Below are 23,990 nucleotides of genomic sequence, written 5' to 3'. Positions count from 1 at the left end.
TTACGCTACATGCAATTAAGCTATGTAGCAGACAATTTCACCGCCGAGGCCTGCTTGACGAGCTGAACGATCTGTCATCACCCCTTGAGAAGTAGAAATAACAGAAACACCTAACCCTGCCATAACTTTTGGCAATTGATGTTTTCGTTTGTAAATCCTTAATCCTGGACGACTCACGCGCTGAATGCTTTCAATAACAGACTTTCCTTGAAAATACTTTAAAGTTAACTCTAGCTCTACCTTAATATCATTTATGATAGAATATGTTAAAATATATCCTTCCTCTTTTAGGACACCAGCAATAGCTAATTTTAATTTAGAAGAAGGCATTCTAACCGAAATTTTATTCGCTGCTTGGCCGTTACGGATACGGGTTAACATATCTGCAATTGGATCCTGCATGCTCATCTTTTTTACTCCTAATATATAACCAATACTTACCAGCTAGCCTTTTTTAAACCAGGCACTTCACCGCGCATAGCCGCTTCGCGCAATTTTATACGACTTAAACCAAATTTACCAACATAACCATGAGGCCGACCAGTCTGACGACAACGATTACGCTGACGAGAAGGACTGGAATCACGAGGTATATTTTGTAATTTTAACATAGCATCCCAACGCTCTTCCGCAGATGCGTGAACACTAGAAATAATATCTTTTAATATTTTACGCTTAGAGCGATATTTTTTGGCCATTTTTACGCGAACAACTTCGCGTGCTTTTAATGCTTTTTTAGCCACAAGAGCGCCCCTTATTACTTGCGAAATGGAAAGTTAAATGCAGATAAGAGCGCTTCCCCTTCAGCATCAGATTGTGCAGTGGTAGTAATACTGATATCCATACCACGAATTCGATCGATTTGATCATAATTAATTTCTGGAAAAATAATCTGCTCTCGAATACCTATATTGTAATTACCATTTCCGTCAAAAGATTTAATTGATAAACCTCTAAAATCACGAATGCGTGGAATAGCAATAGAAACTAGACGTTCAAAAAATTCCCACATACGTTTACCACGCAGAGTTACTTTACAACCAATAGGATAACCCTGGCGAATTTTAAAACTGGCAATAGACTTACGTGCTTTAGTAATCAAAGGTTTTTGTCCAGATATAGCTGCCAAGTTAATCACTGCATGATCTAATAATTTTTTATCTGAACTTGCTTGACCTACACCCATATTTAGAGTAATTTTTTCAATTCGTGGCACACGCATGACAGAGTGATACCCAAAATCAGTCATAAGTTTTTTCACCACTTCCTTTTTGTAAAAAGCATATAATCTTGCCATTGAACTACTCCATATTATTTATGGTTTTGCTGTTAGATTTAAAGAAACGAACCTTTTTTCCTCCCTCAAATCTAAAACCTACTCGATCAGCTTTGCCAGTGTCTGAGTTAAAAAGTGCAACATTAGATATCTGTATTGCCGCTTCTTTTTTAACAATACCACCTGGATTATTAATAGCTGGAATCGGCTTTTGGTGCTTAATAACTAAATTAATACCCTCGACAAGAATTTTACCACAGACTAATACATTTTTTACTCTACCACGCTTTCCTTTATCCTTTCCACTTAATACAATTACTTGATCATTACGCCGAATTTTAGCGGCCATTTTTGGTTCCTTAGAGCACCTCTGGTGCTAAAGAGATAATCTTCATGAATTTTTCACTGCGCAATTCACGAGTTACGGGTCCAAAGATTCGCGTCCCAACTGGTTGCTCATTGTGATTATTCAAGATCACACATGCATTTCCGTCGAATCGAATGATAGAACCGTCTGGGCGGCGCACACCTTTTTTGGTGCGAACAACTACTGCTTTCAGCACGTCACCTTTCTTAACCTTACCACGCGGAATAGCTTCTTTAATGGTAATTTTAATAATATCGCCTATACCTGCATAGCGTCGGCGAGAACCACCCAGAACCTTGATACACATTACACAACGCGCGCCAGAATTATCGGCAACGTGCAACATACTCTGTTCTTGGATCATTTTAATACTCCGCTAATTTCAACTATATACTTACATAACCACCGAACTCAGATTTTATTAAGTTTTTTATAAAATACCAGAATAGTATAACACTGCTTCTATTATATATATAGAAATAATAAACGGCTCTCTATCGGAGCCGTTTCTCTTTAAATATGAGGTATATGGTGGCTTCCTATTAAATAATTGCTTTCTCTACAACGCGAACGAGAGTCCATGACTTGGTTTTTGATAATGGACGACATTCACGAATACTCACAACATCGCCAATCTCACATTCATTATGCTCATCATGCACATGTAATTTAGTTGTACGCTTTATGAATTTACCATATATCGGGTGTCTTACAAACCGCTCAATAACCACGACAATTGATTTTTCCATTTTGTTACTCATCACTCTACCTTGCAAGGTACGCATTTTTTCAGTCATGATAATTTCGCCTTGTGAGTCAGCTCAGTCTTTACGCGTGCAATATCGCGGCGAACCTGCTTAAAAACATGAGTTTTTTTAAACTGACTGGACCCTGATTGCATACGTAGATTAAACTGTCGACGTAAAAGGATCACAAGTTGGATATGCAGATCTTCAATGCTTTTTTCACATAGATCTATAGCTTTCATTACATCACCGTTTTAGTTACAAAGGTGGTTTTAATGGATAATTTTGATGCTGCTAATTTGAAAGCCTCACGAGCAAGTTCTTCTGAAACACCACTCATTTCATATAAAACCTTGCCTGGTTGAATCAGCGCTACCCAATATTCTACATTTCCTTTACCTTTGCCCATACGAACTTCTAGTGGCTTTTCAGTAATTGGCTTATCTGGAAAAATACGGATCCAAATTTTTCCCTGACGCTTCATAGCACGAGTCATTGCGCGACGTGCCGCTTCGATCTGACGGGCAGTTAAACGACCACGATCAACAGCTTTTAGACCAAAAACACCGAAGCTAATATCTCTACCTTGCGCTAAACCACGATTTCGACCTTTTTGCATCTTACGGAATTTTGTGCGCCTTGGTTGCAACATCGGCGATTCTCCTTACTTACGGATTTTACGCTGTTTCTTTTTAGGCGGGGTAGCTTGTTCCGGTTGTTCAATCGCGGTCATACCACCTAGAATCTCACCTTTAAAAATCCATACCTTAACCCCAATAACACCATAAGTAGTGTGAGCCTCGGAGGTATTATAATCAATATCCGCCCGTAAAGTATGTAATGGTACGCGACCTTCGCGATACCACTCAGTGCGTGCAATTTCAGCACCACCTAGACGACCACTTACCTTAACTTTGATCCCCTTTGCACCTAAACGCATTGCATTCTGCACAGCTCGTTTCATAGCACGACGAAATATTACACGACGCTCTAATTGTGCCGCAATATTGTCAGAAACTAACTTAGCATCTAGTTCTGGCTTACGCACTTCAGAAATATTAATCTGTGCAGGAACACCAGCAATATTTGCGATAACTTGGCGAATTTTTTCTACGTCTTCACCTTTTTTACCTATAACAATACCAGGACGAGCGGTATGAATAGTTACGCGGATACTTTTAGTCGGTCTCTCAATTACAACACGAGAGACTGATGCTTTCACTAGTTCTTTCATAAGAAACTGACGAACTTTAAAGTCGCTATCTAAATTATCAGCAAATTCCTTGGTGTTAGCGAACCAAGTAGAATTCCAAGATTTCACGATACCCAATCGCATACCATGAGGATGTACTTTTTGACCCATTTCCTACTCTCCAGAGTCTTATCGATCGGATACGGCCAAAGTAATATGGCTAGTTCGCTTTAAAATGCGGTCCGCACGACCTTTTGCACGAGGCATAATACGTTTCATACTGGGACCTTCATTAATAAATATTTTTGTAATAATTAAATTATCAATATCAGCACCCTCGTTATGTTCTGCATTAGCAATGGCAGATTCTAAAACTTTCTTAACTAAAATCGCGGCCTTTTTATTTGTATAGGTTAAAAAGTCCAAAGCTTTTGAAACTTTTTTACCTCGTATAATATCGGCAATTAAACGAATCTTTTGCGCAGAAGATCTAGCGTGTCGTTGTTGTGCAATACATTCCATCTTTATCCTCCTATTTTAGCGTTTTTTGATTTTTTTATCAGAAATGTGACCGCGATAGGTACGAGTAGGAGAAAACTCACCTAATTTGTGACCAACCATCTCATCAGACACAAATACAGGAATATGTTGACGACCATTATGAATTGCAATGGTTAAACCAATCATTTTTGGAAAAATTGTCGAACGACGTGACCAAGTGCGCACAGGCTTTCTTTCTCCGGTTACTAAAGCTTTTTCTACCTTCTTTAGTAAATGTAGGTCAATGAATGGACCTTTCTTAAGAGAACGTGGCATGGTTTATCCTTTAAATTTATTTACTACGGCGACGCACGATAAATTTATCAGTACGTTTATTTCTTCTAGTCTTTTTACCCTTAGTTTGCCAACCCCAAGGAGAGACGGGATGCTTACCAAAGTTGCGACCTTCACCACCACCGTGCGGATGATCAACGGGATTCATGGCTGTACCACGAACAGTTGGACGAATACCTCTCCAGCGAGCAGCGCCTGATTTACCTAAAACACGAAGCATATGTTCAGAATTACCGACTTCACCTAAAGTAGCGCGACAATCTATCTCCACTTTGCGCATTTCACCAGAACGCAAACGTAACGTCACATAAGAACCTTCACGGGCAACGATTTGCACATAAGACCCAGCTGATCGTGCAATCTGCCCACCTTTCCCGGGTTTCATTTCTACATTATGCACAGTAGATCCAACTGGGATACAACGCATAGGTAATGTGTTACCAACTTTAATCATAGCTCCAATACCAGATTGTATTTGATCGCCAGATGTTACCCCTTTAGGTGCTAAAATATAACGACGAATACCATCTTGATAAAGCACTAACGCAATGTTAGAGGACCGGTTTGGATCATACTCAAGACGCTCAACAAGTGCTGGAATTCCATCTTTGTTCCGTTTAAAATCAATTACGCGATACGCCTGCTTGTGTCCGCCACCAATATGTCTAGTGGTAATACGGCCGGTATTGTTACGACCACCAGTTTTGGTATGTTTTTTTACAAGAGAGGCGAATGGTTTTCCTTTATGTAGCTCCGAGTTGATTACCTTAACCATATGACGACGACCAGGAGATGTCGGTTTACATTGCACAATTGTCATTATTATTCTGCCACTCCTTCTTTATTCAGTTCCACCTACCAAGGCTACATTTTGACCTGATTTAATAGTGATATAAGCCTTTTTCCAGTTTTTACGATGACCAATACGCTGTTTATGACGTTTACATTTACCTTTTACTAATAATGTATTTACACATTTTACTTCTACTGAAAAAATCTTCTGTATAGCCGATTTAATTTCTAATTTACTAGCATCTGTGGAAACCTTAAGAACAATAGTATTATTTTTTTCCATTGCAGTAGAAGCTTTCTCAGAAATATGAGGAGTACGCAATATTTTTAACAAGCGTTCTTCCAAATTCATATAAACATCTCCTCTATCTTCTTCATTGCATCAGCGGTAATTATAACTTTTTTGTAAGAAATTAAGCTAATTGGATCAATACCTGCCGCATGACATACCTTAACTGTATGTAAATTACGTGAAGCAAGAAGTAAATTCACCTCTATAGAATAGAGAACAATTAATACATTGCTTAAACTCATCTTTTGAAGCTTATCAAGAAGCAGTCTAGTTTTAGGTTCTTCGATTAAAAATTTCTTAACAAGAAGTAAACGATCTTGACGTATAAGCTCGGACAAGATACTTTTCATTGCACCACGATACATCTTTTTGTTAATTTTTTGGCTATAATCTTTAGATTTAGCAGCAAAAGTTATACCACCAGAACGCCAAATCGGACTTTTAATGGAACCAGCACGAGCACGACCCGTTCCTTTCTGGCGCCATGGTTTTTTTCCTGATCCAGTTACCTCGGCTCGAGTTTTCTGTGAGCGAGTACCCTGACGAGAACCCGCTGCATATGCAACAACTACCTGGTGCACTAATGCTTCGTTAAAATTACAATTAAAGGCAGTATCAGAAACAGTTAGCACCTCTTGTGCATCGTTTAATACTAATTCCATTTCTATACCTCTTTACCCCTTTACAGCTGGTTTAATGATTAGATTACTGCCAGTGGCACCAGGAACAGCTCCTTTCACTAGAAGCAGATTTCGATCAATGTCAATACGAATCACTTTCAAGCTTTGAATAGTTACACGTTGATTTCCCATATGGCCTGCCATTTTTTTGCCTTTAAATACTTTTCCTGGAGTCTGATTTTGCCCTATAGATCCAGGAACACGATGGGATAATGAATTACCATGCGTCGCATCTTGCGTGCGAAAATTCCAACGTTTAACAGTACCAGTAAAACCTCTACCTTTAGAAAAACCAGACACATCAACTTTTTTTACACCAGAATTAGACAAAATCTGAATATTAATGCTCTGCCCTATATTAAATGATTCCACTTTAGAAGTTTTTAATTCCCACAAACCACGTCCAGCTAAGATACCAGATTTCGCAAAATGACCTGCTTGAGGTTTAGTAATCCGATTTATTTTTTTTATACCAGTAGTTACTTGAATAGCAGTGTAACCATCTGTTTCAATTTTCTTCACTTGAGTGACACGATTTTCTTCTAACTGAATTACAGTAATAGGTATAGAAAGGCCCTCTTCTGTAAAGATTCGGGTCATCCCAATTTTTTTTCCAACGAAACCAATCATTTTGACCCTCTTCCTGCTGGATATGCAAACTAACCTAGACTAATCTGCACATCTACACCGGCAGCTAGATCTAGTCTCATCAATGCATCTACTGTTTTTTCAGTAGGCTCGACAATATCAACTAAGCGTTTATGCGTGCGAATCTCATACTGATCTCTCGCATCTTTATTAACATGAGGGGAAATCAGGACAGTAAAACGCTCCTTACGCGTTGGTAATGGAATAGGACCATGTACTTGTGCGCCGGTTCTTTTAGCCGTCTCTACGATCTCTAATGTAGATCTATCTATTAAACGATGATCAAAAGCTTTCAGACGGATACGAATTCTTTGGTTCTGCATTATACCAGAACTCCAATTATCTATAAAAAAACACTATGACTAATCTTTTGTTTGATTAGTATGTACATGTAATCTTTAGTTATAAAAATACAGGTTATAAGTGATATGTATTAGTAGTGATATATTTCTTTTAACACCATTTTTAATATTAATCAGTACAATATTCTTAATATTAACATATTATATGATGTATACATACAAAGCAACTGCAATATTTCTTATCTATATATTCACTCTAATTTATAAAGCAACACATCAGAGATCAGTGGATTATATTTATTCTCTACAGATCTCTGATTAAATTTTAAAAAACTAATTAGAAACAAAATTCAACAGATTACTTTAGAGACAATTCCAGCTCCAACAGTACGACCCCCTTCACGGATAGCAAAACGCAATCCTTCATCCATAGCGATTGGATGAATTAAGGTTGCTTTTATCTTGATATTATCGCCTGGCATAACCATTTCAACCCCATCTGGAAGATCTATGGTGCCTGTTACATCAGTGGTTCGAAAATAAAACTGCGGTCGATAACCTTGAAAAAATGGAGTATGACGTCCGCCTTCTTCCTTAGATAAAACATAAACTTCTGATTCAAATTGAGTATGAGGTTTAATAGTTCCAGGCTTAGACAAAACTTGCCCTCTCTGAATATCTTCTCTCTTAATACCACGCAATAAAATGCCGCAATTTTCTCCTGCCCGGCCCTCATCTAGAAGCTTACGAAACATTTCCACACCCGTGCAAATTGATTTTACAGTATCTTTAATGCCAACGATCTCTACTTCATCTCCAACTTTAATGACTCCACGTTCTACACGACCAGTAACTACTGTACCACGACCAGAAATGGAAAAGACATCTTCAATGGGAAGTAAAAAATCTTGATCAATCGCACGCTGAGGTTGAGGAATATAATTATCTAAATGATTAGCTAATTCGATAATTTTAGCTTCCCATACGGCATCACCTTCTAGAGCCTTTAACGCAGAACCATAAATAATTGGGGTAATATCACCAGGAAAATCATACTGAGATAAAAGATCACGAACTTCCATTTCGACCAGCTCTAATAATTCGTCATCATCAACCATATCACATTTATTCAGAAAAACAATAATATATGGCACCCCCACCTGACGACCAAGCAGAATATGTTCACGAGTTTGAGGCATTGGGCCATCCGTTGCGGCAACGACTAAAATCGCCCCATCCATTTGAGCAGCACCAGTAATCATATTCTTGATATAGTCAGCGTGCCCAGGACAATCCACATGCGCATAATGTCTTTTGGTGGTATCATATTCCACATGCGAAGTATTGATAGTAATACCACGCGCTTTTTCTTCTGGTGCGTTATCTATCTGATCAAATGCACGCGCAGTACCACCATACGTTTTAGCTAACACAGTTGTAATGGCTGCAGTTAAGGTGGTTTTACCGTGATCAACATGACCAATAGTTCCAACATTTACATGCGGTTTAGAGCGTTCAAATTTTTCTTTAGCCACAACAATATTCCTTACTTTCTGTACCATCACGATACTTGGTGGGGATAATTAAATAATATTCAATAATATAAACCCAGAAATTTATTTACCACGAGCTTCGATAACAGCTTGAGCAACATAATTTGGGGCTTCAGAGTACTTTAAAAACTCCATAGAGTACGAAGCACGCCCTTGAGTTTGTGAGCGTAGATCGGTTGCATAACCAAACATTACAGATAAAGGTACCTGAGCGCGAATAGTCTTACCAGTATTAGTATCTTCCATGCCCTCAATAAGACCTCGTCGACGATTTAAATCACCAATAACATCACCCATATATTCTATCGGAGTTTCTACTTCAACTCTCATTACTGGCTCTAATAAAACAGGTTTTGCTTGATTAAATGCAGATTTAAAAGCTAAAGAAGCAGCTAATTTAAAAGCTAGCTCAGAAGAATCAACATCATGATATGAACCGTAATGAAGGCGTACTTTAATATTCACCACTGGATATCCAGCTAATGGACCAGATTTTAGTTGTTCTTGAATACCCTTATCTACAGCTGGGATAAATTCTTTAGGGATAGAGCCACCAACAATATCATTGACAAACTCATAACCTAGACCACCCTTTTCTAGAGGGCCCATATCAATTACGATATGGGCAAATTGACCACGACCACCTGATTGCTTAATATACTTACTCTCGATATCAGTCACTGTTTGACAAATGGTTTCACGATAAGCTACTTGAGGTTTACCAATATTAGCTGAAACATTAAATTCACGCTTCATCCGATCAACTAATATCTCTAAATGTAACTCTCCCATACCAGCAATAATAGTCTGAGATGATTCTTCGTCGGTCCATACACGAAATGAAGGGTCTTCTTTTGCTAAACGACCTAAAGCTATACCCATTTTTTCCTGATCAGCTTTAGTTTTTGGCTCAACCGCTACAGAGATAACTGGATCAGGAAACTCCATACGCTCTAAAATAATCACATTATTCACATCACATAAAGTATCACCGGTCGTAACATCTTTCAAACCGATAGCGGCAGCAATATCACCCGCATATACTTCTTTTACCTCTTCGCGCTTATTGGCATGCATTTGAACAATACGACCTAAACGTTCGCGCTGTAATTTTACTGGATTCATTACTGTATCACCGGACCTAACAACACCGGAATACACACGAAAAAAAGTTAAATTACCTACAAATGGATCCGTAGCAATTTTAAAAGCCAATGCTGAAAATGGCTCATTATCATCTGAGTAACGTGCCACTGCGGTGTTCCGTCCATCATCTAAAACGCCTTTAATTGCAGGCACATTAGTGGGTGCTGGGAGATACTCAATAACAGCATCTAACATTGCCTGAACACCTTTGTTTTTAAAAGCTGATCCACATGTTACAGGAATTACTTCATTATTAAGGACACGTTGACGCAGAGCATCCTTGATTTCTTTTTCAGTTAATTTTTGACCACTGAGATATTTATCCATTAATTCTTCGGAAGCTTCAGCTGCAGACTCAAGTAGTTTTTGATGCCACTCTTCCGCCAGTTCTTTCATGTCCAGAGGAATTGTCTCATATGTAAAAGTCACGCCCTGATCAGTATCATTCCAATGAATAGCTTTCATTTTTACTAAGTCAATAACACCAATAAATGTTTCTTCTGCACCAATAGCTAACTGGATTGGTACTGGATTTGCTGAAAGCCGTACTTTAATTTGATTGACAACTTTTAAAAAATTCGCACCCATACGATCCATTTTATTAATAAATGCAATACGTGGCACTATATATTTATTAGCTTGACGCCAAACCGTTTCAGATTGTGGTTGCACACCTCCTACCGCACAATAAATCATAACTGCACCATCTAGAACACGCATTGAACGTTCTACTTCAATAGTGAAGTCAACATGCCCTGGAGTATCAATAATGTTAATGCGATGAGACGAAAATTGCTTAGCCATGCCAGACCAAAAAGCAGTTGTAGCTGCAGAGGTAATAGTAATACCACGTTCTTGCTCTTGCGCCATCCAATCCATAGTAGCTGCACCGTCATGAACTTCACCAATTTTATGGTTCACACCAGTGTAGAACAAAATACGTTCAGTGGTTGTCGTTTTACCTGCATCGATGTGCGCACTAATACCGATATTACGGTAACACATTATAGGTGTATTACGAGCCATATGATTCCTCTGAGTCTCTGTTGTTTTAGTCAACACGGTAAACAAATCAGCTATTTATTCAATTATTTATTAAATTATTTAATCTCTTTGATCACGTTTATGTAATTTTACCAACGATAATGAGCAAATGCCTTATTAGCTTCAGCCATACGATGAACATCTTCACGTTTTTTTACTGAATTTCCTTTATTATCTGCAGCATCAGCCAATTCATTTGCTAAACGTAGCGCCATAGATTTATCACTGCGTTTACGAGCCGCCTCAACAATCCAACGCATTGCAAGCGCATTCCGACGTACAGGGCGAACTTCTACAGGTACCTGATATGTAGACCCACCAACACGTCTAGATTTTACCTCTACGATCGGACGAACATGATCTAAGGCATCTTCAAATATTTCTAGCCCCTGCCTACCAGAACGCTGGATCACAGTCTCTATCGCACGATAGACAATGGTTTCAGCAATAGATTTTTTACCATCAACCATAAGAATATTGACAAACTTAGCTAGTAGCTCAGAGCCAAATTTTGGATCAGGTAAAATTTTACGCTGACCTATAATGCGACGACGTGGCATAAGATGCTCCATTATTCATTCATAACACTGAAAAACTCTTAGGTTCTTTAAAAACTATATGAATTAAGTAACCATTTACATTATTAATAAAATTTAGACTTTCTAAACTCTCACAAAAAATTATTTAAAAATTAAGATTTTGGTTTTTTTACGCCATATTTAGAGCGTGCCTGCTTACAATCTTTAACGCCAGAGCAATCTAATGAACCACGTACAGTATGATACCGCACACCTGGTAAATCTTTTACACGACCACCACGAATTAAGATCACAGAATGTTCTTGAAGATTATGACCTTCCCCCCCAATATAAGAAGTCACTTCAAACCCGTTAGTTAAACGAACACGGCATACTTTACGCAAAGCTGAATTTGGTTTTTTAGGGGTAGTGGTATAAACACGAGTACATACGCCACGTTTCTGAGGACATCCCTCCAACGCAGGCACATTACTTTTTACAACTTTTCGTACACGTGGTTTTCGCACTAACTGGTTAACTGTTGCCATAACTCACTCCTAGACTTCTGGATTTTTCTAATACCAGCAATTTTTCCTTATGACTGGAAAAATTATACTAAGTTAAAATTTAACACTTAATACTATCAAAAGTCAAGAAATAACAAAAGAACCACCATATGTTATTTACCATGCTATTTGCTGAAGATTTTTTATTCTTAGTTGTATAAATCCATCATAATTAACAACTCGTGCCCGCGAGGAGATATATATTAGCAGACCACGAGCAATAAGATCCTCCCTTAAAATGTATAAGGTTATCTTCATGCTTAAAAGCTCTTGAAGAGTATCAGACCCCTGCATACCAGAAAGAACACCATCCTCTAATAATAAAACGTCATCCCCTGCTGAAATAAGGCGTAAAATAGCTGGAAAATCACAATAAGAAGGTGAGCGAGAGATGGTATGTAACATGATAATCCTAGAAAGTAATCACTTGATTATAGTGATTTAATATAATACGTAAATCTCTTGGAAGTAATATGTCCACTTTTATAAGAAACTGGTTCTTAGCTAGTATGCCACGCTCTTCTAGCGCTGCTGCACAGACATAAAACTGTGTTATGTCATATAAAGGAAGGACGCCGAATGTAACACTGTAATTACGTGCTAGAATAACATCGCTATTTTGTCCTGGCAATAATTGTAAGACGCCATCACTAACAAAAAATAAGCCAATTTTTTTAGTTAGCGTTAATGCCGCTAAAACTGCATCTAAACCTTCACGTCCGGAACTAGAGCCATGCGGACACTGTGTAAAAATAAAAGCAATATCATTCATTAAAATTTTACTATTCGATCAGAAGTGAGCACTGCTTCTACTAATGAGACTAAACCGGTCAATTGAAAACCTGTAGCTAAATTATCTTTTCCTAGGCCAAGCGCTAATGATTCTTGTTGATTACAAACACCACGCCGTAATGCCGCAGAAACACAAATATTCAGAAGAACACCATGTTTCTGATGTAATTTTTGCCACAAATTAGTCAAGTTAACTTCGTCGCTAGCAGGGCAATGCAATGCGTTGGCATTCATAACACCCTCGCTATAAAAAAAAATACTATCAAGAGTATGATTGTTAGCTATAATTGCATTAGCAAATAACCAAGCACTGCTAGCATTTTGAGTTCCATAAGCCGGCCCTGTAACCATAAGGCAAAAACGCATAATTACTCCTTTGTTGGAGTATGTAAATCTTATATACATATCTAAAATACTGGGGGTCTATGCAGACCAATACCTTTAGAAATCTTAAATAAGTGCACATACCAACTTTTCTTCTTTAGATAATATCAGCAGTACTACTCTCTAGGTATTTAGGTATCTATGTATCTATAAAAATAGATTTTTAACATTAACTAAATCATATCTCATATGCAATACATAAAAATATTTTAAACTATTTTAAAAACGCTATATCACTATCTAATATCATAAAATAAATAGAGTAGATTCTAAATTACTACCTTAGTTTATGCATACAACATTTAGCATTGAAAATTTTTTATTTACTGCAAACTTTATAACACTATCTCACAATATTACGTTTCCGTTAATAACGCATATCAATCTTGTCTATAAACTTTATATTAAAAATATATGCTTGAGAGTTGCTCTGATTGGATGATTGGATAATCTCTAATAAAAGTAAAATTTTTTTTTCTTTTCTAAGAATTAAAATGTTATTTAAGAACAATTCTTAATGACATAGTGCGATTACCAATCAGATAAATATCATATATCTTTATTCTGAATTTCACTAAAAAATTTATATCCCGCCATTAATTTTTTCTGTGAAAAAATTAATGTTATTCAATTCAAATAGTATTTTTATACTAAAAATAAATAAGATTTTATTTAAAATAAAAAATTACTTTCTACTTTTTCAAAAAACTCTATATATGTATTTTAATTTGTATCATACAATACTTTATACTCTTTATACTATTCTTACAAAGAATAATATCAGTTAATATTTGATATAGCTTTATCTTTATATATAAAAGATGTTCCGAAAAAATCTTTTGAAGCGCTTTTATTTTTTTTATCAAAATTGTTGATAAAGATCTTGTTTTTAAAATAAAAATGATTACTTTACTAACATTGATTATATAAAAAATTTAATATAATATAACTTTAATAAATGTAAACTATTTCTGATCAAAAAAATTTCTAGCAACTATTACATCATTTTGAATTTGTTTTTTTAACGCAGACAACGAATCAAAACGCTTTTCATCTCTTATTTTATAAAGAAAAATTACCTCAATGTATTGACCATACAGATCAATGGATGCATCTAATATATGCACTTCTAATTGTGTATACGGTTGCTTTAATGTTGGACGCATTCCAATATTTGCCACACCACGAAACACTTGATGATTCAATGTTTTAACACATACAACATATACTCCCATTATCGGCGATATGGTACGAAATAATGGTATATTAGCAGTAGGAAACCCAAGAACACGACCAATTGAATCTCCAGACACTACCCTGCCACACATACTAAACGGGCGCCCTAGTAATATTGTAGCTAAAGATAAGTTATTTGTAGCTAACGCTTGACGTATTGCGGTACTACTTATACGTTGCTTATTGTTCAATAACGTCTGTGCGACAAAAATCTCAAAACCATAGCGTATAGAAGCATTCTTTAATAAAAAAAAATCACCGCTTCGTCCTGACCCAAAGCGAAAATCATCCCCTACCGCTAGTAATGTTATACCCAGTCTATTTATTAATAAATCGATAATAAAATTATGCGCACTTTTTAAGGCAAAATTATGACTAAAACGAGTACATAATACTAAATTTACTCCAGAATTTTTCAGATAACATAACTTTTCATGTAATCTAGTTAAACGGGGAGGTGCTGCCTCCAAGGAAAATCTTTCTAATGGATGAGGCTCAAACAACATAACCATTACCGGAACATTACATTGACGTCCTTTTCTGCACAACTGTGCCAGTAGTGCCTGATGCCCTCGATGTACACCATCAAAGTTACCAATAGTTAACGCACAACCACGCTCTTCTGCCCTTAAATTATGTATACCACGTATCAACCGCATAATTATCTCAAATAATGCAGAAAAATAGAAAAAAATGATCATTCTATAGAAACTTGACAGGCTATTGTCTTATTACTAACTTGAACAAGATGAAAGCTTTTATTATGTGAACTTTTATCAGGCAAAAAAAAGAAATTTAAATTAACTGAGAAATATCAAATGAGTTACTAGCTTTCAAGAAAAAATACAGCTAGTAACTTCTAGGATTACATAATAAAATATAAAAAATTATTATTCTTAAGTATTAATACTCAGCAATAAAATATTTTAAATGCTAATACTTCACCGATAAAATTGACTTTTTATCAGAAAAATATCATAAGCACTAATATATAATTGTTCTAGTACTTTAATGACAACATTATGCGTGTATTATAATTGATCTATATGCGTAGTTAAATATTGAGAAATCCCATCAGGTGATGGTAAGATCCCATCTTTACCTTTTTCCCATTGCGCTGGGCACACTTCTCCATTCTTTTCATGAAAATTAAGTGAATCAACCATACGTAACATTTCATTAATATTACGACCTAATGGTAAATCATTTACCACTTGATGTCGAACTATACCAACCTGATCAATTAAGAAAGAGGCGCGCAATGCTACACCGATTTTAGGATGCTCAATACCCCAAGATTTTTGGATTTCACGCTTGATATCGGCAACCATAATATACTGAATATCACCAACTCCACCACGATTAATTGGTGTTTTGCGCCATGCATCATGAACAAATTGTGAGTCGGCAGATACACCAATAACCTCTACATCACGTTTCTGAAATTCTTGATACCTTTTATCAAATGCAATAAGCTCAGATGGACATACAAATGTAAAATCCATTGGCCAAAAGAAAAGTACACACATTTTTCCATGAATGTGTTCTATAAAGTTAAATCTCTCTATGATATTACCGTTTCCCAAAACAGCAGCAGCAGTAAAATCAGGGGCTGGATGTGTCACTAAAACCATGATTAACTCCTAAATAAAATTCTGAGAACTCAGAGGTAAAATATCTCATTAACATCTCATGAACAGTTACAATCATCTTGCAAACCGTGTCAATTCTGCGAGTTATAAATTATATGCCTGATTAATTATAATTAATCAGTTAAAATTAAAAGCATCAACTATATCAAACTCATTTTACTTTACTCAAAACAACACTTACAGCTCTATTTAATGTTCAGTATGAAATATAAATGTCTGGCACTTGTACCTAGTATTTAATGTGTAGTGGTTAATGATATAAATCATTATAAAACAGAGCTTATTATAGAGCAATGTTTGCAATGATTTGAAATAGTAACTCAAATTTTTATGATACTTTTAATATAATTACTCTACTCTAACATAGAGCATTAGAAAGAATTAGATAGCAAATACCAACCATTTTGTGATATATCTTACTGAAAAAAATAATTTTCTTCTAAAATCTACACACTCAAACCAAATAAATAATGTTCAAAACAGTATAAAAATTAACATTTAAGTGATATAGAAACTTCGTAGTATAAAAACAAATACTCGTATTATAATGCGATAGATCTTACATATGGTCTTAGTTTGATATTATATTTATAAATCATAAAAATAAGCATAAAGATCTTTTTAAATTAGTTATAGATCAATCTTCTCACAAGACACTACTTAACAGCATATTATAATTTATCATGATTACATCATGATAAATTATGCACAGATTCTATATTTTAAGGTCCAGCCTTAACTAATAATCAATCATACTGATAAATAAAATATGTTTTATTTTATATACTATATTTTTCATGAATTTATCCGAGACTGTCAATAAAAATCTTGCTTAGCCTATCATTCTTGAAACTTATTCTGCTAAATAATATCTATCCTTAGAATTAGAATTCTTAGCTCATTCCATTAGATCAAGCAAGCTTTCAGTTTCTATTCTAATAAGTTTTTTATTACTTTTGCGTTCTTAAAAATATCATCTAAATAAAAAATCAATAATAATAGATCTATATTTCCCTAAATGCATTGAAAATACAAAAACTAAAAGAAATCCAGATAATTTATAAAAATGATGAACTAATCTTACCATATTAAATATAAGATTAAAAAAAATTTAAACAAAATCAAAAATAAAAATCATAACTATAAATCATGCTTCTATAAATGGTTCTTTAATAAGAGCATTTGTATGTTTATATTTTTTATATTATACGCTATAATTAAATATTATATAGCTATAATTAAATATTATATAAATAATATATTTTTATCATAGCATATCTAGATATTTTTCATGGAAAACAAAGCGTACTACCTTGATCGCTTATCTCTTGTGATATCAATCATCTATAATAATTTTTTTATAATTCAATAAAATTTTTATGCAAATTAATTATTCATAACAAAAAATAACTACTAAATAGAAAAATTTATACATCCTGGTATTTATTTCAGTCAATATAAATCAACACTTATCTAAAAATCGAAATACAATGAAAGTATCATAAAAATATCATTTTTAGATGGTAGTATACATAAATATACAACATATCATGCTGATAGACCTATTTTAAGTAATTACTATCTAGTAAGCATAACATACATATAATTCTAATCGTCTACCGTAATTACTATATTTTTCCTACCTATGTGAGGATAAAAATGTATAAAACCCGCATTGAACAGGACTCTATGGGTACTATCGAGGTTCCTATAAATCAGCTATGGGGTGCACAAACACAGCGCTCTCTAAAATATTTTTGCATCTCCACAGAAAAAATGCCAGAAGAGCTTTTATATGCCATAGCACTTACCAAACGTGCAGCTGCAAAAGTTAATCAAGAACTCGGTTTAATAAGGTCTGATCACGCAGAAGCTATTATATTAGCAGCTGATGAAGTACTGGCCAAAAAACATTATCAGGCTTTTCCGCTCTCTATTTGGCAAACCGGATCTGGTACTCAAACAAATATGAACATGAATGAAGTGCTCGCTAATCGCGCCAGTGAGCTCCTTGGGGGTGGGCGTGGCATTTCTCGCTTGATTCATCCGAATGATGAAGTAAATAACAGTCAGAGTTCTAATGATGTCTTTCCGACTGCCATGCATATTTCAGCGGTGCTAGCTATAAAAAAAAATCTAATCCCAGCAATAAAGGCCCTCCATACGACACTATACCATAAATCTAAAGCCTTTAAAGATATTGTAAAAATCGGTCGCACTCATTTACAAGATGCTACCCCATTAACTCTTGGGCAGGAAATTTCAGGCTGGAAATCAATGCTTAAGCACAATCTAGTCCACATTCATAAAAGTATACCTCATTTATCAGAACTGGCAATAGGAGGCACAGCTGTAGGTAACGGTCTCAATACTCACCCTGAATATACCTTTCGTATGGTCAATGAAATTATCGCGCTAACCAAAACAAAATTTATTACAGCACCAAATAAGTTTGAGGCATTAGCAACTTGTGACGCTATAGTCCATGCTCATGGTGCCTTAAAAAGTCTAGCGGCTTCTTTAATGAAGATTGCTAACGACATTCGATGGTTGGCTTCTGGTCCAAGATGTGGCATTGGTGAGATTAGTATTCCTGAAAATGAACCCGGCAGCTCTATTATGCCAGGTAAGATAAATCCCACTCAGTGTGAAGCGGTAACCATGATATGTTGTCAAGTGATGGGAAATGACGTAGCGATTAACATAGGCGGGGCATCAGGTAACTTTGAATTAAATGTCTATAGACCAATGGTGATATATAATTTTTTACAATCCTTACGAATATTATCTGATGGTATAAATAGCTTAAATCAGCATTGTGCACTAGGTATCCAACCTAATCATCATCGCATTAGTAAATTACTTGATGAATCATTAATGCTTGTAACAGCTCTTAGCGCGCATATCGGTTATGATAAATCAGCAAAAATTGCTCAAAAAGCTAATCAAGAGGGATTAACATTAAAAGAATCTGCAGTAAAACTTGGCTTTTTAACAGAAGCTCAATTTGATACCTGGGTTAAACCTGAAAAAATGGTAGGTGTTTAGAGTGCTTACTATCAAATATAACTATATTACTTTTATACAAAAAATAAATTGAAATGTTTCGAATAATAAAACAGCTCACTGTGTTAAATGATGAGTATCGAATAATTATCTAGTGATACTATGATTTTCTTTAATTTTAGAAAAGATGAAGTATTATTCCACTGTTACTGATTTGGCTAAGTTACGCGGCTTATCTAAATCAGTGCCTCGTATAAGAGCAATATAATAACTTAATAACTGTAATGGCACAATATAGACAATAGGTTCAAGTACTGCTGGAATATGAGGTAAAGGAACAATATGTATGTTATTACTACTTGAAAAATTAGAGATAGAATCAGTAAAAATATATAGCAGCCCACCTCTAGCACGCACCTCTTCAATATTAGATTTAAGTTTATCTAATAGTGTATTCTGTGGTGCAACTACAATAACTGGCATCTCAGAATCAATTAATGCTAATGGTCCGTGTTTTAACTCACCAGCAGCATAAGCCTCAGCATGAATATAAGAGATTTCTTTTAATTTTAGAGCACCCTCCATAGCTATTGGATACTGTTCCCCCCGCCCAAGAAATAAAGCATGGTTTTTATTAGAAAAATTCTGTGCTAATTTAGAAATGAGTTGATCTTGCAATAATACCTTTTCAATACAACCTGGAAGTATTTGTAGAGCATTAACGATCTCTCTTTCTACTTTTGAAGTCGCACCTTTTAAACTGCTAATTTTTGCTACTAAAATCAACAAAACCACTAATTGAGTAGTAAAAGATTTAGTTGATGCTACCCCCACTTCTATTCCCGCTTTCGTCATGAGAGAAAAATCAGATTCACGCACTAAAGAAGAAGAAGATACATTGCAGATAGATAAAGATCCTAAATATCCTAAATTCTTAGATAAACGTAATGCTGCTAATGTATCAGCCGTCTCACCAGACTGAGACAAAGTAATAAATAAACTATTTTCTCGTACTACTAATTTTCGATAACGAAATTCAGAAGCAATCTCAACATCACAAGGCATATTCGCTAGCGACTCAAACCAATAACGAGCAACCATACCAGAATGATAAGAAGTACCGCATGCCACAATCTGTATATGCTCAACTTTTTCTAGAAGAGCATAGGTCTGATCATTAAACTCCGAAAACTCAACAAAACTATTATTATGACGACCACTTAGCGTATTTTTCAGAACCAAAGGTTGCTCATAAATCTCTTTCTGCATATAATGACTATATAAACCTTTATTTCCTGAATCATAATGCGTGTCTAATTCTATTTCGCGCCGCTGTGCAATATTATTGCAACGATCCATAATTTTAATACCATAAGAGCTAATTTGCGCAATATCTCCTTCTTCTAAATATATAAACCGACGCGTCACTGACAATAACGCCATAGGGTCCGAAACAATAAAATTTTCACCAACACCACAACCAATCACTAAAGGACTACCAGAACGAGCAGCAATCAATCTATCAGGAGAGCAAGTGTCTAATATTACCATCCCATAAGTACCACAAAGATCTGGAATAATACGCTGCACTACTGCAAGTAATGAACCCCCTCTTTGTTGCTCCCAATGCACTAAATGAGCTACTACTTCCGTGTCAGTCTCTGAAAAAAAAGTATAACCCCGATCCCGTAATTGGTCACGTAATAGCTCATAATTCTCAATAATTCCATTATGCACTACTGCAATATTAGTAGATATATGTGGGTGAGCATTACTTTCCTCTGGTTTTCCATGCGTAGCCCAGCGTGTATGTGCAATACCAGTCTCTCCTAAAAGTACAGCATGTTCTGCTGCGCAGACTAAATTGTTTACTTTTCCAACGCAGCGTAAACGGTTTGCCTTTCCGGTAGAATTAACTACCATGAGACCAGCAGAATCATAACCACGATATTCAAGATAACGAAGCCCTTCAAGAAGAATTTTTGCAATATCCCGCTGGGAAACAGCACCAATAATTCCACACATAGTTATGAGTTCCTGATAGTATTATTAAGTAACCAGATATTTTTAACCTGATATTCTCAGGAGATTTAATTGCACCCTCAATATTATAATAAATGATCATGATAGTAATATATTTAGTAGATATTCTCTAGATATGAAACGTGCAATCTTAAAATTATTCTTCTTTCTTCTTCAACCGATTCCAATTAGAATTAAAGATCTGCTTTTTTTGATCATACACCAACCCAATATCGGAAATATCTCTCATAATGGTAGTACCAGCGGCAATAGTAACGCCAGATGATACCTGAACCGGAGCAACAAAACTAGACCCGGAACCAATAAAAACATCATCACCGATTATAGTCTTTGATTTTTTAACACCATCATAATTACAAGTAATAGTTCCTGCTCCAATATTAACATTTTTTCCGATCTCTGCATCACCAATATAACTTAGATGCCCTGCTTTGGAACCTATCCCAAGATGTGAATTTTTCAATTCTACAAAATTACCGACATAGGAGCCCTCTTCTAATTTACTTCCTGGACGTAAATGAGCAAATGGGCCAATGATAGACCTTGGTCCTAAGTAAGAATCTTCAATAACGCTATAAGGATAAATCATACTATTATCAGATATAATGCTATTTTTAATTAAACATCCACTACCAATAGTAACTCCATTTCCAACAACTACATGTCCTTCAATAATTACATTAGAATCAATAACGATATCACAACCATGTTTAAGCGTGCCACGTAAATCGAAACGATTTAGGTCTTGCAGCGTAACACCTTCTAGAAGCAATTGTTTTGCCTGTTCAATTTGGTAGAGACGTTCTAACTGAGCAAGCTGAAGGTGGGTGTTTATTCCACCTGCCTCGATATTGTTCACAGGATGCACTGAAACAATGGGGCAATCTTGCTTGTGAGCTATCGCGATAATATCAGTTATATAGTACTCACCGATTGCTTTGTGAATAGTAAGCTGGCTTAGCCAACGCTTTAAATCTGCAGCACCTGCCAAGAGGATACCTGTATTAATCTCATTGATTTGTAGTTGTTCTGGTGTAGCATCTTGTTGTTCTATAATGCCAACTACTCTCCCGTTTTTACGGAGAATGCGACCATAACCCGTTGGGTTATCCAAGTTTCGCGTAAGTAAAACAATACCACCTTCTATCTTTGCCATCTGGAGACGACACAATGTTGAACTTGAAATTAAAGGAACGTCACCATATAACATTAAAATATCTTCATTATCATCAAAATATGATGAAGATTTCTGCATGGCGTGGCCTGTACCAAGTTGTTCTTCTTGAAAAATCCAATTTAAAGATTCATCCTTGAGAGTGGTTTTTAGAAGATCACCGCCATATCCGTAAACTAGATGGATGTTTCTTGCATTAATTGCTTTAGCACTATCTATAACGTACTGAACAATAGGTTTACCTGCAAGCAAATGTAGCACTTTTGGTATATGAGAGTGCATACGAGTACCTTTGCCAGCAGCAAGAATTACTGCGCTTATAGAATGGTCGAACATAAATATCTCGGCTAATTATTTATTCAACGTGGCAACGAAGAAACGGTAAGACTTTATATGGGGCTAAACTATGTTTACTCTATGGGTAGGCATGTAAAACTTATATCTTTAATAAAGCAGATGCTATTATACAAAAAACACTTATTATATAGATATAGCAAAAGCATTGTCATGCTCTCATAAATTATGCTAAATAACCACATCATATGGTGTAGATTGCTCTACAATACCCTGAATTCGGTATTATCTGATTTAACTATCTTAATTTCTTATTTTGCTAATTTATTTCTTATTTTGCTAATTTACTATCTTCCTATTTACTCTACACCACACACCATACCTCATACCATACCTCATGTTCATATTTAATCTATCAAATAAGATAAAAATATCTATATGCCACTATATAGTAATAAATCAGAATATATTTAGTTATTACTCAATAGCAAAGATAATAGAAATACATATTAAGATCATGTAACTCATAGTAATTAAAACCTTTTAGTTTTTAGATTTTTAATTTTTAGATTTTTAAATTAAATGATCATAATCATGTTAAATTAGATATTTAAATCGTTCTATATGTAAAAATACAGAATCATCACTATACTTTAAGTTATAAAAAATCTCACTTAAAAGTATCGCTTGATTATAGTTATAATCGGACTTGATTATAGTTATAATCGGAGATGATAAAGATCTGTTCATGTGGTCTATATTTTCTAAATAATTTAGCTAAGGCATCATACTATCTAGACATTAATCTTACTAATTGTAATACTTTATTGGAAACATGGAACATTAGAGAGACATCACCCTAATACTAGTCAACTTTCTTTTAAGTTTTAGACCTAATAATAAAAACAACATATATTATATTATTCTTTACTACATATATAAATAATCCATTCTATCTCTTATAAAAGATATAACACATATAAATCTATATTGATAGATTCTTCCTCTCAGTGCTCTTAAACTTAAGACAATCTACTAAATATTAGCACCTAACAATAATTCACTAAAATAGCAATAATTCTGCCTATGTTTAACAAAATAATATTTTATGTAACTATAAAGCATGTCCACTGTCTAAATTAGAAATTACACAAAACTTAGCTCCATAGTAAATATACGATAGGATCGTATAATACAACAAATAATAACAAACATATAAGATTTTCATCTTTCTCATTGCTAGAAAGATATCAGTAAACAACATTTTAAAATATATTAATACTCAATCTGATAATACTTTTTAAACTGATTTGTTAATGATTATTGCAAATATAATAAATTTAATTATAATTATTTATCATTATCAAATTTCATCTAAAAATAAAAATGATAATTTTAAACATACATTGAGAATTAAACATACATTGAGAATGTAATATCGACCAGATAACAA

Annotated in this window: 28 protein-coding genes; 1 reads left to right on the top strand and 27 read right to left on the bottom strand. The window is 35.0% G+C overall.

The window, feature by feature from the left end; genetic code table 11:
- Positions 1-15: 15 nt before the first annotated feature.
- The 25 genes from rpsH to ERCISPPS3390_RS01210 all read right to left on the bottom strand — a co-directional run bounded on the left by rpsH (position 16) and on the right by ERCISPPS3390_RS01210 (position 16,002).
- The gene (gene rpsH, locus ERCISPPS3390_RS01330) at positions 16-408 is read right to left on the bottom strand and encodes a 30S ribosomal protein S8 (protein WP_197095061.1); all 393 of its coding nucleotides are present in this window, start codon (positions 406-408) and stop codon (positions 16-18) included.
- Between the two features lie 29 nt (positions 409-437).
- Positions 438-743 (bottom strand): 30S ribosomal protein S14, encoded by a 306-nt coding sequence (rpsN, locus tag ERCISPPS3390_RS01325; protein ID WP_197095060.1) that lies wholly within the window; start codon positions 741-743, stop codon positions 438-440.
- Between the two features lie 14 nt (positions 744-757).
- The gene (gene rplE, locus ERCISPPS3390_RS01320; RefSeq protein WP_197095059.1) at positions 758-1,297 is read right to left on the bottom strand and encodes a 50S ribosomal protein L5; all 540 of its coding nucleotides are present in this window, start codon (positions 1,295-1,297) and stop codon (positions 758-760) included.
- A 4-nt stretch (positions 1,298-1,301) separates the two neighbouring features.
- Positions 1,302-1,625 carry a 50S ribosomal protein L24 gene (gene rplX, locus ERCISPPS3390_RS01315; protein WP_197095058.1) on the bottom strand — a complete coding sequence of 108 codons (324 nt, stop codon included), beginning with the start codon at positions 1,623-1,625 and terminating at the stop codon, positions 1,302-1,304.
- Positions 1,626-1,635: 10 nt separating this feature from the next.
- Positions 1,636-2,007: a 50S ribosomal protein L14 gene (rplN, locus tag ERCISPPS3390_RS01310; protein WP_197095057.1), complete on the bottom strand. Its 372-nt coding sequence runs from the start codon at positions 2,005-2,007 to the stop codon at positions 1,636-1,638.
- 178 nt (positions 2,008-2,185) lie between these two features.
- Positions 2,186-2,440, bottom strand: coding sequence for a 30S ribosomal protein S17 (gene rpsQ, locus ERCISPPS3390_RS01305; RefSeq protein WP_197095056.1), 255 nt, complete (start codon positions 2,438-2,440; stop codon positions 2,186-2,188).
- Positions 2,437-2,631, bottom strand: coding sequence for a 50S ribosomal protein L29 (rpmC, locus tag ERCISPPS3390_RS01300; RefSeq protein WP_197095055.1), 195 nt, complete (start codon positions 2,629-2,631; stop codon positions 2,437-2,439). The genes rpsQ and rpmC overlap by 4 nt, the downstream gene beginning before the upstream one ends.
- Positions 2,631-3,041: a 50S ribosomal protein L16 gene (rplP, locus tag ERCISPPS3390_RS01295; RefSeq protein WP_157989073.1), complete on the bottom strand. Its 411-nt coding sequence runs from the start codon at positions 3,039-3,041 to the stop codon at positions 2,631-2,633. The genes rpmC and rplP overlap by 1 nt, the downstream gene beginning before the upstream one ends.
- A gap of 12 nt (positions 3,042-3,053) precedes the next feature.
- Complete coding sequence (gene rpsC, locus ERCISPPS3390_RS01290; protein ID WP_197095054.1) at positions 3,054-3,752, bottom strand: 30S ribosomal protein S3; 699 nt, start codon at positions 3,750-3,752, stop codon at positions 3,054-3,056.
- Between the two features lie 18 nt (positions 3,753-3,770).
- Entirely contained in the window at positions 3,771-4,103 is a 333-nt protein-coding gene (gene rplV, locus ERCISPPS3390_RS01285; RefSeq protein WP_197095053.1) for a 50S ribosomal protein L22, read from the bottom strand.
- Positions 4,104-4,118: 15 nt separating this feature from the next.
- Positions 4,119-4,397, bottom strand: coding sequence for a 30S ribosomal protein S19 (gene rpsS / locus ERCISPPS3390_RS01280; protein WP_197095052.1), 279 nt, complete (start codon positions 4,395-4,397; stop codon positions 4,119-4,121).
- Positions 4,398-4,413: 16 nt separating this feature from the next.
- Positions 4,414-5,235 carry a 50S ribosomal protein L2 gene (rplB, locus tag ERCISPPS3390_RS01275; RefSeq protein WP_197095051.1) on the bottom strand — a complete coding sequence of 274 codons (822 nt, stop codon included), beginning with the start codon at positions 5,233-5,235 and terminating at the stop codon, positions 4,414-4,416.
- Positions 5,236-5,256: 21 nt separating this feature from the next.
- Positions 5,257-5,559, bottom strand: a complete 303-nt coding sequence (rplW, locus tag ERCISPPS3390_RS01270; protein WP_197095050.1) for a 50S ribosomal protein L23 — start codon at positions 5,557-5,559, stop codon at positions 5,257-5,259.
- The gene (gene rplD / locus ERCISPPS3390_RS01265) at positions 5,556-6,161 is read right to left on the bottom strand and encodes a 50S ribosomal protein L4 (RefSeq protein ID WP_197095049.1); all 606 of its coding nucleotides are present in this window, start codon (positions 6,159-6,161) and stop codon (positions 5,556-5,558) included. The genes rplW and rplD overlap by 4 nt, the downstream gene beginning before the upstream one ends.
- Positions 6,162-6,173: 12 nt before the next feature.
- Positions 6,174-6,809 (bottom strand): 50S ribosomal protein L3, encoded by a 636-nt coding sequence (gene rplC / locus ERCISPPS3390_RS01260; protein ID WP_197095048.1) that lies wholly within the window; start codon positions 6,807-6,809, stop codon positions 6,174-6,176.
- Positions 6,810-6,838: 29 nt separating this feature from the next.
- Positions 6,839-7,150: a 30S ribosomal protein S10 gene (gene rpsJ / locus ERCISPPS3390_RS01255; RefSeq protein ID WP_072666160.1), complete on the bottom strand. Its 312-nt coding sequence runs from the start codon at positions 7,148-7,150 to the stop codon at positions 6,839-6,841.
- A gap of 329 nt (positions 7,151-7,479) precedes the next feature.
- A complete protein-coding gene (gene tuf, locus ERCISPPS3390_RS01250; RefSeq protein WP_197095393.1) occupies positions 7,480-8,664 on the bottom strand; it encodes an elongation factor Tu in 1,185 nt (394 codons plus the stop codon).
- Positions 8,665-8,745: 81 nt separating this feature from the next.
- Positions 8,746-10,854 carry an elongation factor G gene (gene fusA, locus ERCISPPS3390_RS01245; protein WP_197095047.1) on the bottom strand — a complete coding sequence of 703 codons (2,109 nt, stop codon included), beginning with the start codon at positions 10,852-10,854 and terminating at the stop codon, positions 8,746-8,748.
- Positions 10,855-10,961: 107 nt separating this feature from the next.
- Positions 10,962-11,432: a 30S ribosomal protein S7 gene (gene rpsG / locus ERCISPPS3390_RS01240; RefSeq protein WP_197095046.1), complete on the bottom strand. Its 471-nt coding sequence runs from the start codon at positions 11,430-11,432 to the stop codon at positions 10,962-10,964.
- Between the two features lie 131 nt (positions 11,433-11,563).
- Positions 11,564-11,938 (bottom strand): 30S ribosomal protein S12, encoded by a 375-nt coding sequence (gene rpsL, locus ERCISPPS3390_RS01235; protein WP_197095045.1) that lies wholly within the window; start codon positions 11,936-11,938, stop codon positions 11,564-11,566.
- A gap of 135 nt (positions 11,939-12,073) precedes the next feature.
- Entirely contained in the window at positions 12,074-12,361 is a 288-nt protein-coding gene (tusB, locus tag ERCISPPS3390_RS01230; protein WP_197095044.1) for a sulfurtransferase complex subunit TusB, read from the bottom strand.
- 7 nt (positions 12,362-12,368) lie between these two features.
- Positions 12,369-12,728 (bottom strand): sulfurtransferase complex subunit TusC, encoded by a 360-nt coding sequence (gene tusC, locus ERCISPPS3390_RS01225; protein WP_197095043.1) that lies wholly within the window; start codon positions 12,726-12,728, stop codon positions 12,369-12,371.
- Positions 12,728-13,114, bottom strand: a complete 387-nt coding sequence (gene tusD / locus ERCISPPS3390_RS01220; protein WP_197095042.1) for a sulfurtransferase complex subunit TusD — start codon at positions 13,112-13,114, stop codon at positions 12,728-12,730. The genes tusC and tusD overlap by 1 nt, the downstream gene beginning before the upstream one ends.
- 983 nt (positions 13,115-14,097) lie before the next feature.
- Entirely contained in the window at positions 14,098-15,027 is a 930-nt protein-coding gene (gene ribF / locus ERCISPPS3390_RS01215; RefSeq protein ID WP_197095041.1) for a bifunctional riboflavin kinase/FAD synthetase, read from the bottom strand.
- Between the two features lie 372 nt (positions 15,028-15,399).
- Positions 15,400-16,002: a peroxiredoxin C gene (locus tag ERCISPPS3390_RS01210; protein ID WP_197095040.1), complete on the bottom strand. Its 603-nt coding sequence runs from the start codon at positions 16,000-16,002 to the stop codon at positions 15,400-15,402.
- Positions 16,003-17,679: 1,677 nt separating this feature from the next.
- Here ERCISPPS3390_RS01210 and fumC point away from each other — a divergent pair.
- Positions 17,680-19,068: a class II fumarate hydratase gene (fumC, locus tag ERCISPPS3390_RS01205; RefSeq protein WP_197095039.1), complete on the top strand. Its 1,389-nt coding sequence runs from the start codon at positions 17,680-17,682 to the stop codon at positions 19,066-19,068.
- Between the two features lie 153 nt (positions 19,069-19,221).
- On the opposite strand, the gene glmS is transcribed toward fumC, so the two are convergent.
- Both glmS and glmU read right to left on the bottom strand, forming a co-directional pair.
- On the bottom strand, positions 19,222-21,051 hold the full coding sequence (glmS, locus tag ERCISPPS3390_RS01200; RefSeq protein ID WP_197095038.1) for a glutamine--fructose-6-phosphate transaminase (isomerizing): 1,830 nt from the start codon (positions 21,049-21,051) through the stop codon (positions 19,222-19,224).
- A gap of 154 nt (positions 21,052-21,205) precedes the next feature.
- A complete protein-coding gene (gene glmU, locus ERCISPPS3390_RS01195) occupies positions 21,206-22,579 on the bottom strand; it encodes a bifunctional UDP-N-acetylglucosamine diphosphorylase/glucosamine-1-phosphate N-acetyltransferase GlmU (protein ID WP_197095037.1) in 1,374 nt (457 codons plus the stop codon).
- Positions 22,580-23,990 lie beyond the last annotated feature (1,411 nt).

Source organism: Candidatus Erwinia haradaeae (assembly GCF_900698885.1).
Classification (GTDB): Bacteria; Pseudomonadota; Gammaproteobacteria; order Enterobacterales; family Enterobacteriaceae; genus Erwinia_E; species Erwinia_E haradaeae_H.
The sequence above is the reverse complement of the archived record's forward strand: the minus strand, read 5'-3'. Positions and strand labels throughout refer to the sequence as shown.

Coding starts and splice junctions, on each gene's coding strand:
- rpsH (WP_197095061.1), bottom strand. CDS start 408: ATGAGCATGCAGGATCCAATTGCAGATATGTTAACCCGTATCCGTAAC.
- rplE (WP_197095059.1), bottom strand. CDS start 1,297: ATGGCAAGATTATATGCTTTTTACAAAAAGGAAGTGGTGAAAAAACTT.
- rplX (WP_197095058.1), bottom strand. CDS start 1,625: ATGGCCGCTAAAATTCGGCGTAATGATCAAGTAATTGTATTAAGTGGA.
- rplN (WP_197095057.1), bottom strand. CDS start 2,007: ATGATCCAAGAACAGAGTATGTTGCACGTTGCCGATAATTCTGGCGCG.
- rpsQ (WP_197095056.1), bottom strand. CDS start 2,440: ATGACTGAAAAAATGCGTACCTTGCAAGGTAGAGTGATGAGTAACAAA.
- rpmC (WP_197095055.1), bottom strand. CDS start 2,631: ATGAAAGCTATAGATCTATGTGAAAAAAGCATTGAAGATCTGCATATC.
- rplP (WP_157989073.1), bottom strand. CDS start 3,041: ATGTTGCAACCAAGGCGCACAAAATTCCGTAAGATGCAAAAAGGTCGA.
- rpsC (WP_197095054.1), bottom strand. CDS start 3,752: ATGGGTCAAAAAGTACATCCTCATGGTATGCGATTGGGTATCGTGAAA.
- rplV (WP_197095053.1), bottom strand. CDS start 4,103: ATGGAATGTATTGCACAACAACGACACGCTAGATCTTCTGCGCAAAAG.
- rpsS (WP_197095052.1), bottom strand. CDS start 4,397: ATGCCACGTTCTCTTAAGAAAGGTCCATTCATTGACCTACATTTACTA.
- rplB (WP_197095051.1), bottom strand. CDS start 5,235: ATGACAATTGTGCAATGTAAACCGACATCTCCTGGTCGTCGTCATATG.
- rplW (WP_197095050.1), bottom strand. CDS start 5,559: ATGAATTTGGAAGAACGCTTGTTAAAAATATTGCGTACTCCTCATATT.
- rplD (WP_197095049.1), bottom strand. CDS start 6,161: ATGGAATTAGTATTAAACGATGCACAAGAGGTGCTAACTGTTTCTGAT.
- rplC (WP_197095048.1), bottom strand. CDS start 6,809: ATGATTGGTTTCGTTGGAAAAAAAATTGGGATGACCCGAATCTTTACA.
- rpsJ (WP_072666160.1), bottom strand. CDS start 7,150: ATGCAGAACCAAAGAATTCGTATCCGTCTGAAAGCTTTTGATCATCGT.
- fusA (WP_197095047.1), bottom strand. CDS start 10,854: ATGGCTCGTAATACACCTATAATGTGTTACCGTAATATCGGTATTAGT.
- rpsG (WP_197095046.1), bottom strand. CDS start 11,432: ATGCCACGTCGTCGCATTATAGGTCAGCGTAAAATTTTACCTGATCCA.
- rpsL (WP_197095045.1), bottom strand. CDS start 11,938: ATGGCAACAGTTAACCAGTTAGTGCGAAAACCACGTGTACGAAAAGTT.
- tusB (WP_197095044.1), bottom strand. CDS start 12,361: ATGTTACATACCATCTCTCGCTCACCTTCTTATTGTGATTTTCCAGCT.
- tusC (WP_197095043.1), bottom strand. CDS start 12,728: ATGAATGATATTGCTTTTATTTTTACACAGTGTCCGCATGGCTCTAGT.
- tusD (WP_197095042.1), bottom strand. CDS start 13,114: ATGCGTTTTTGCCTTATGGTTACAGGGCCGGCTTATGGAACTCAAAAT.
- ribF (WP_197095041.1), bottom strand. CDS start 15,027: ATGCGGTTGATACGTGGTATACATAATTTAAGGGCAGAAGAGCGTGGT.
- ERCISPPS3390_RS01210 (WP_197095040.1), bottom strand. CDS start 16,002: ATGGTTTTAGTGACACATCCAGCCCCTGATTTTACTGCTGCTGCTGTT.
- fumC (WP_197095039.1), top strand. CDS start 17,680: ATGTATAAAACCCGCATTGAACAGGACTCTATGGGTACTATCGAGGTT.
- glmS (WP_197095038.1), bottom strand. CDS start 21,051: ATGTGTGGAATTATTGGTGCTGTTTCCCAGCGGGATATTGCAAAAATT.
- glmU (WP_197095037.1), bottom strand. CDS start 22,579: ATGTTCGACCATTCTATAAGCGCAGTAATTCTTGCTGCTGGCAAAGGT.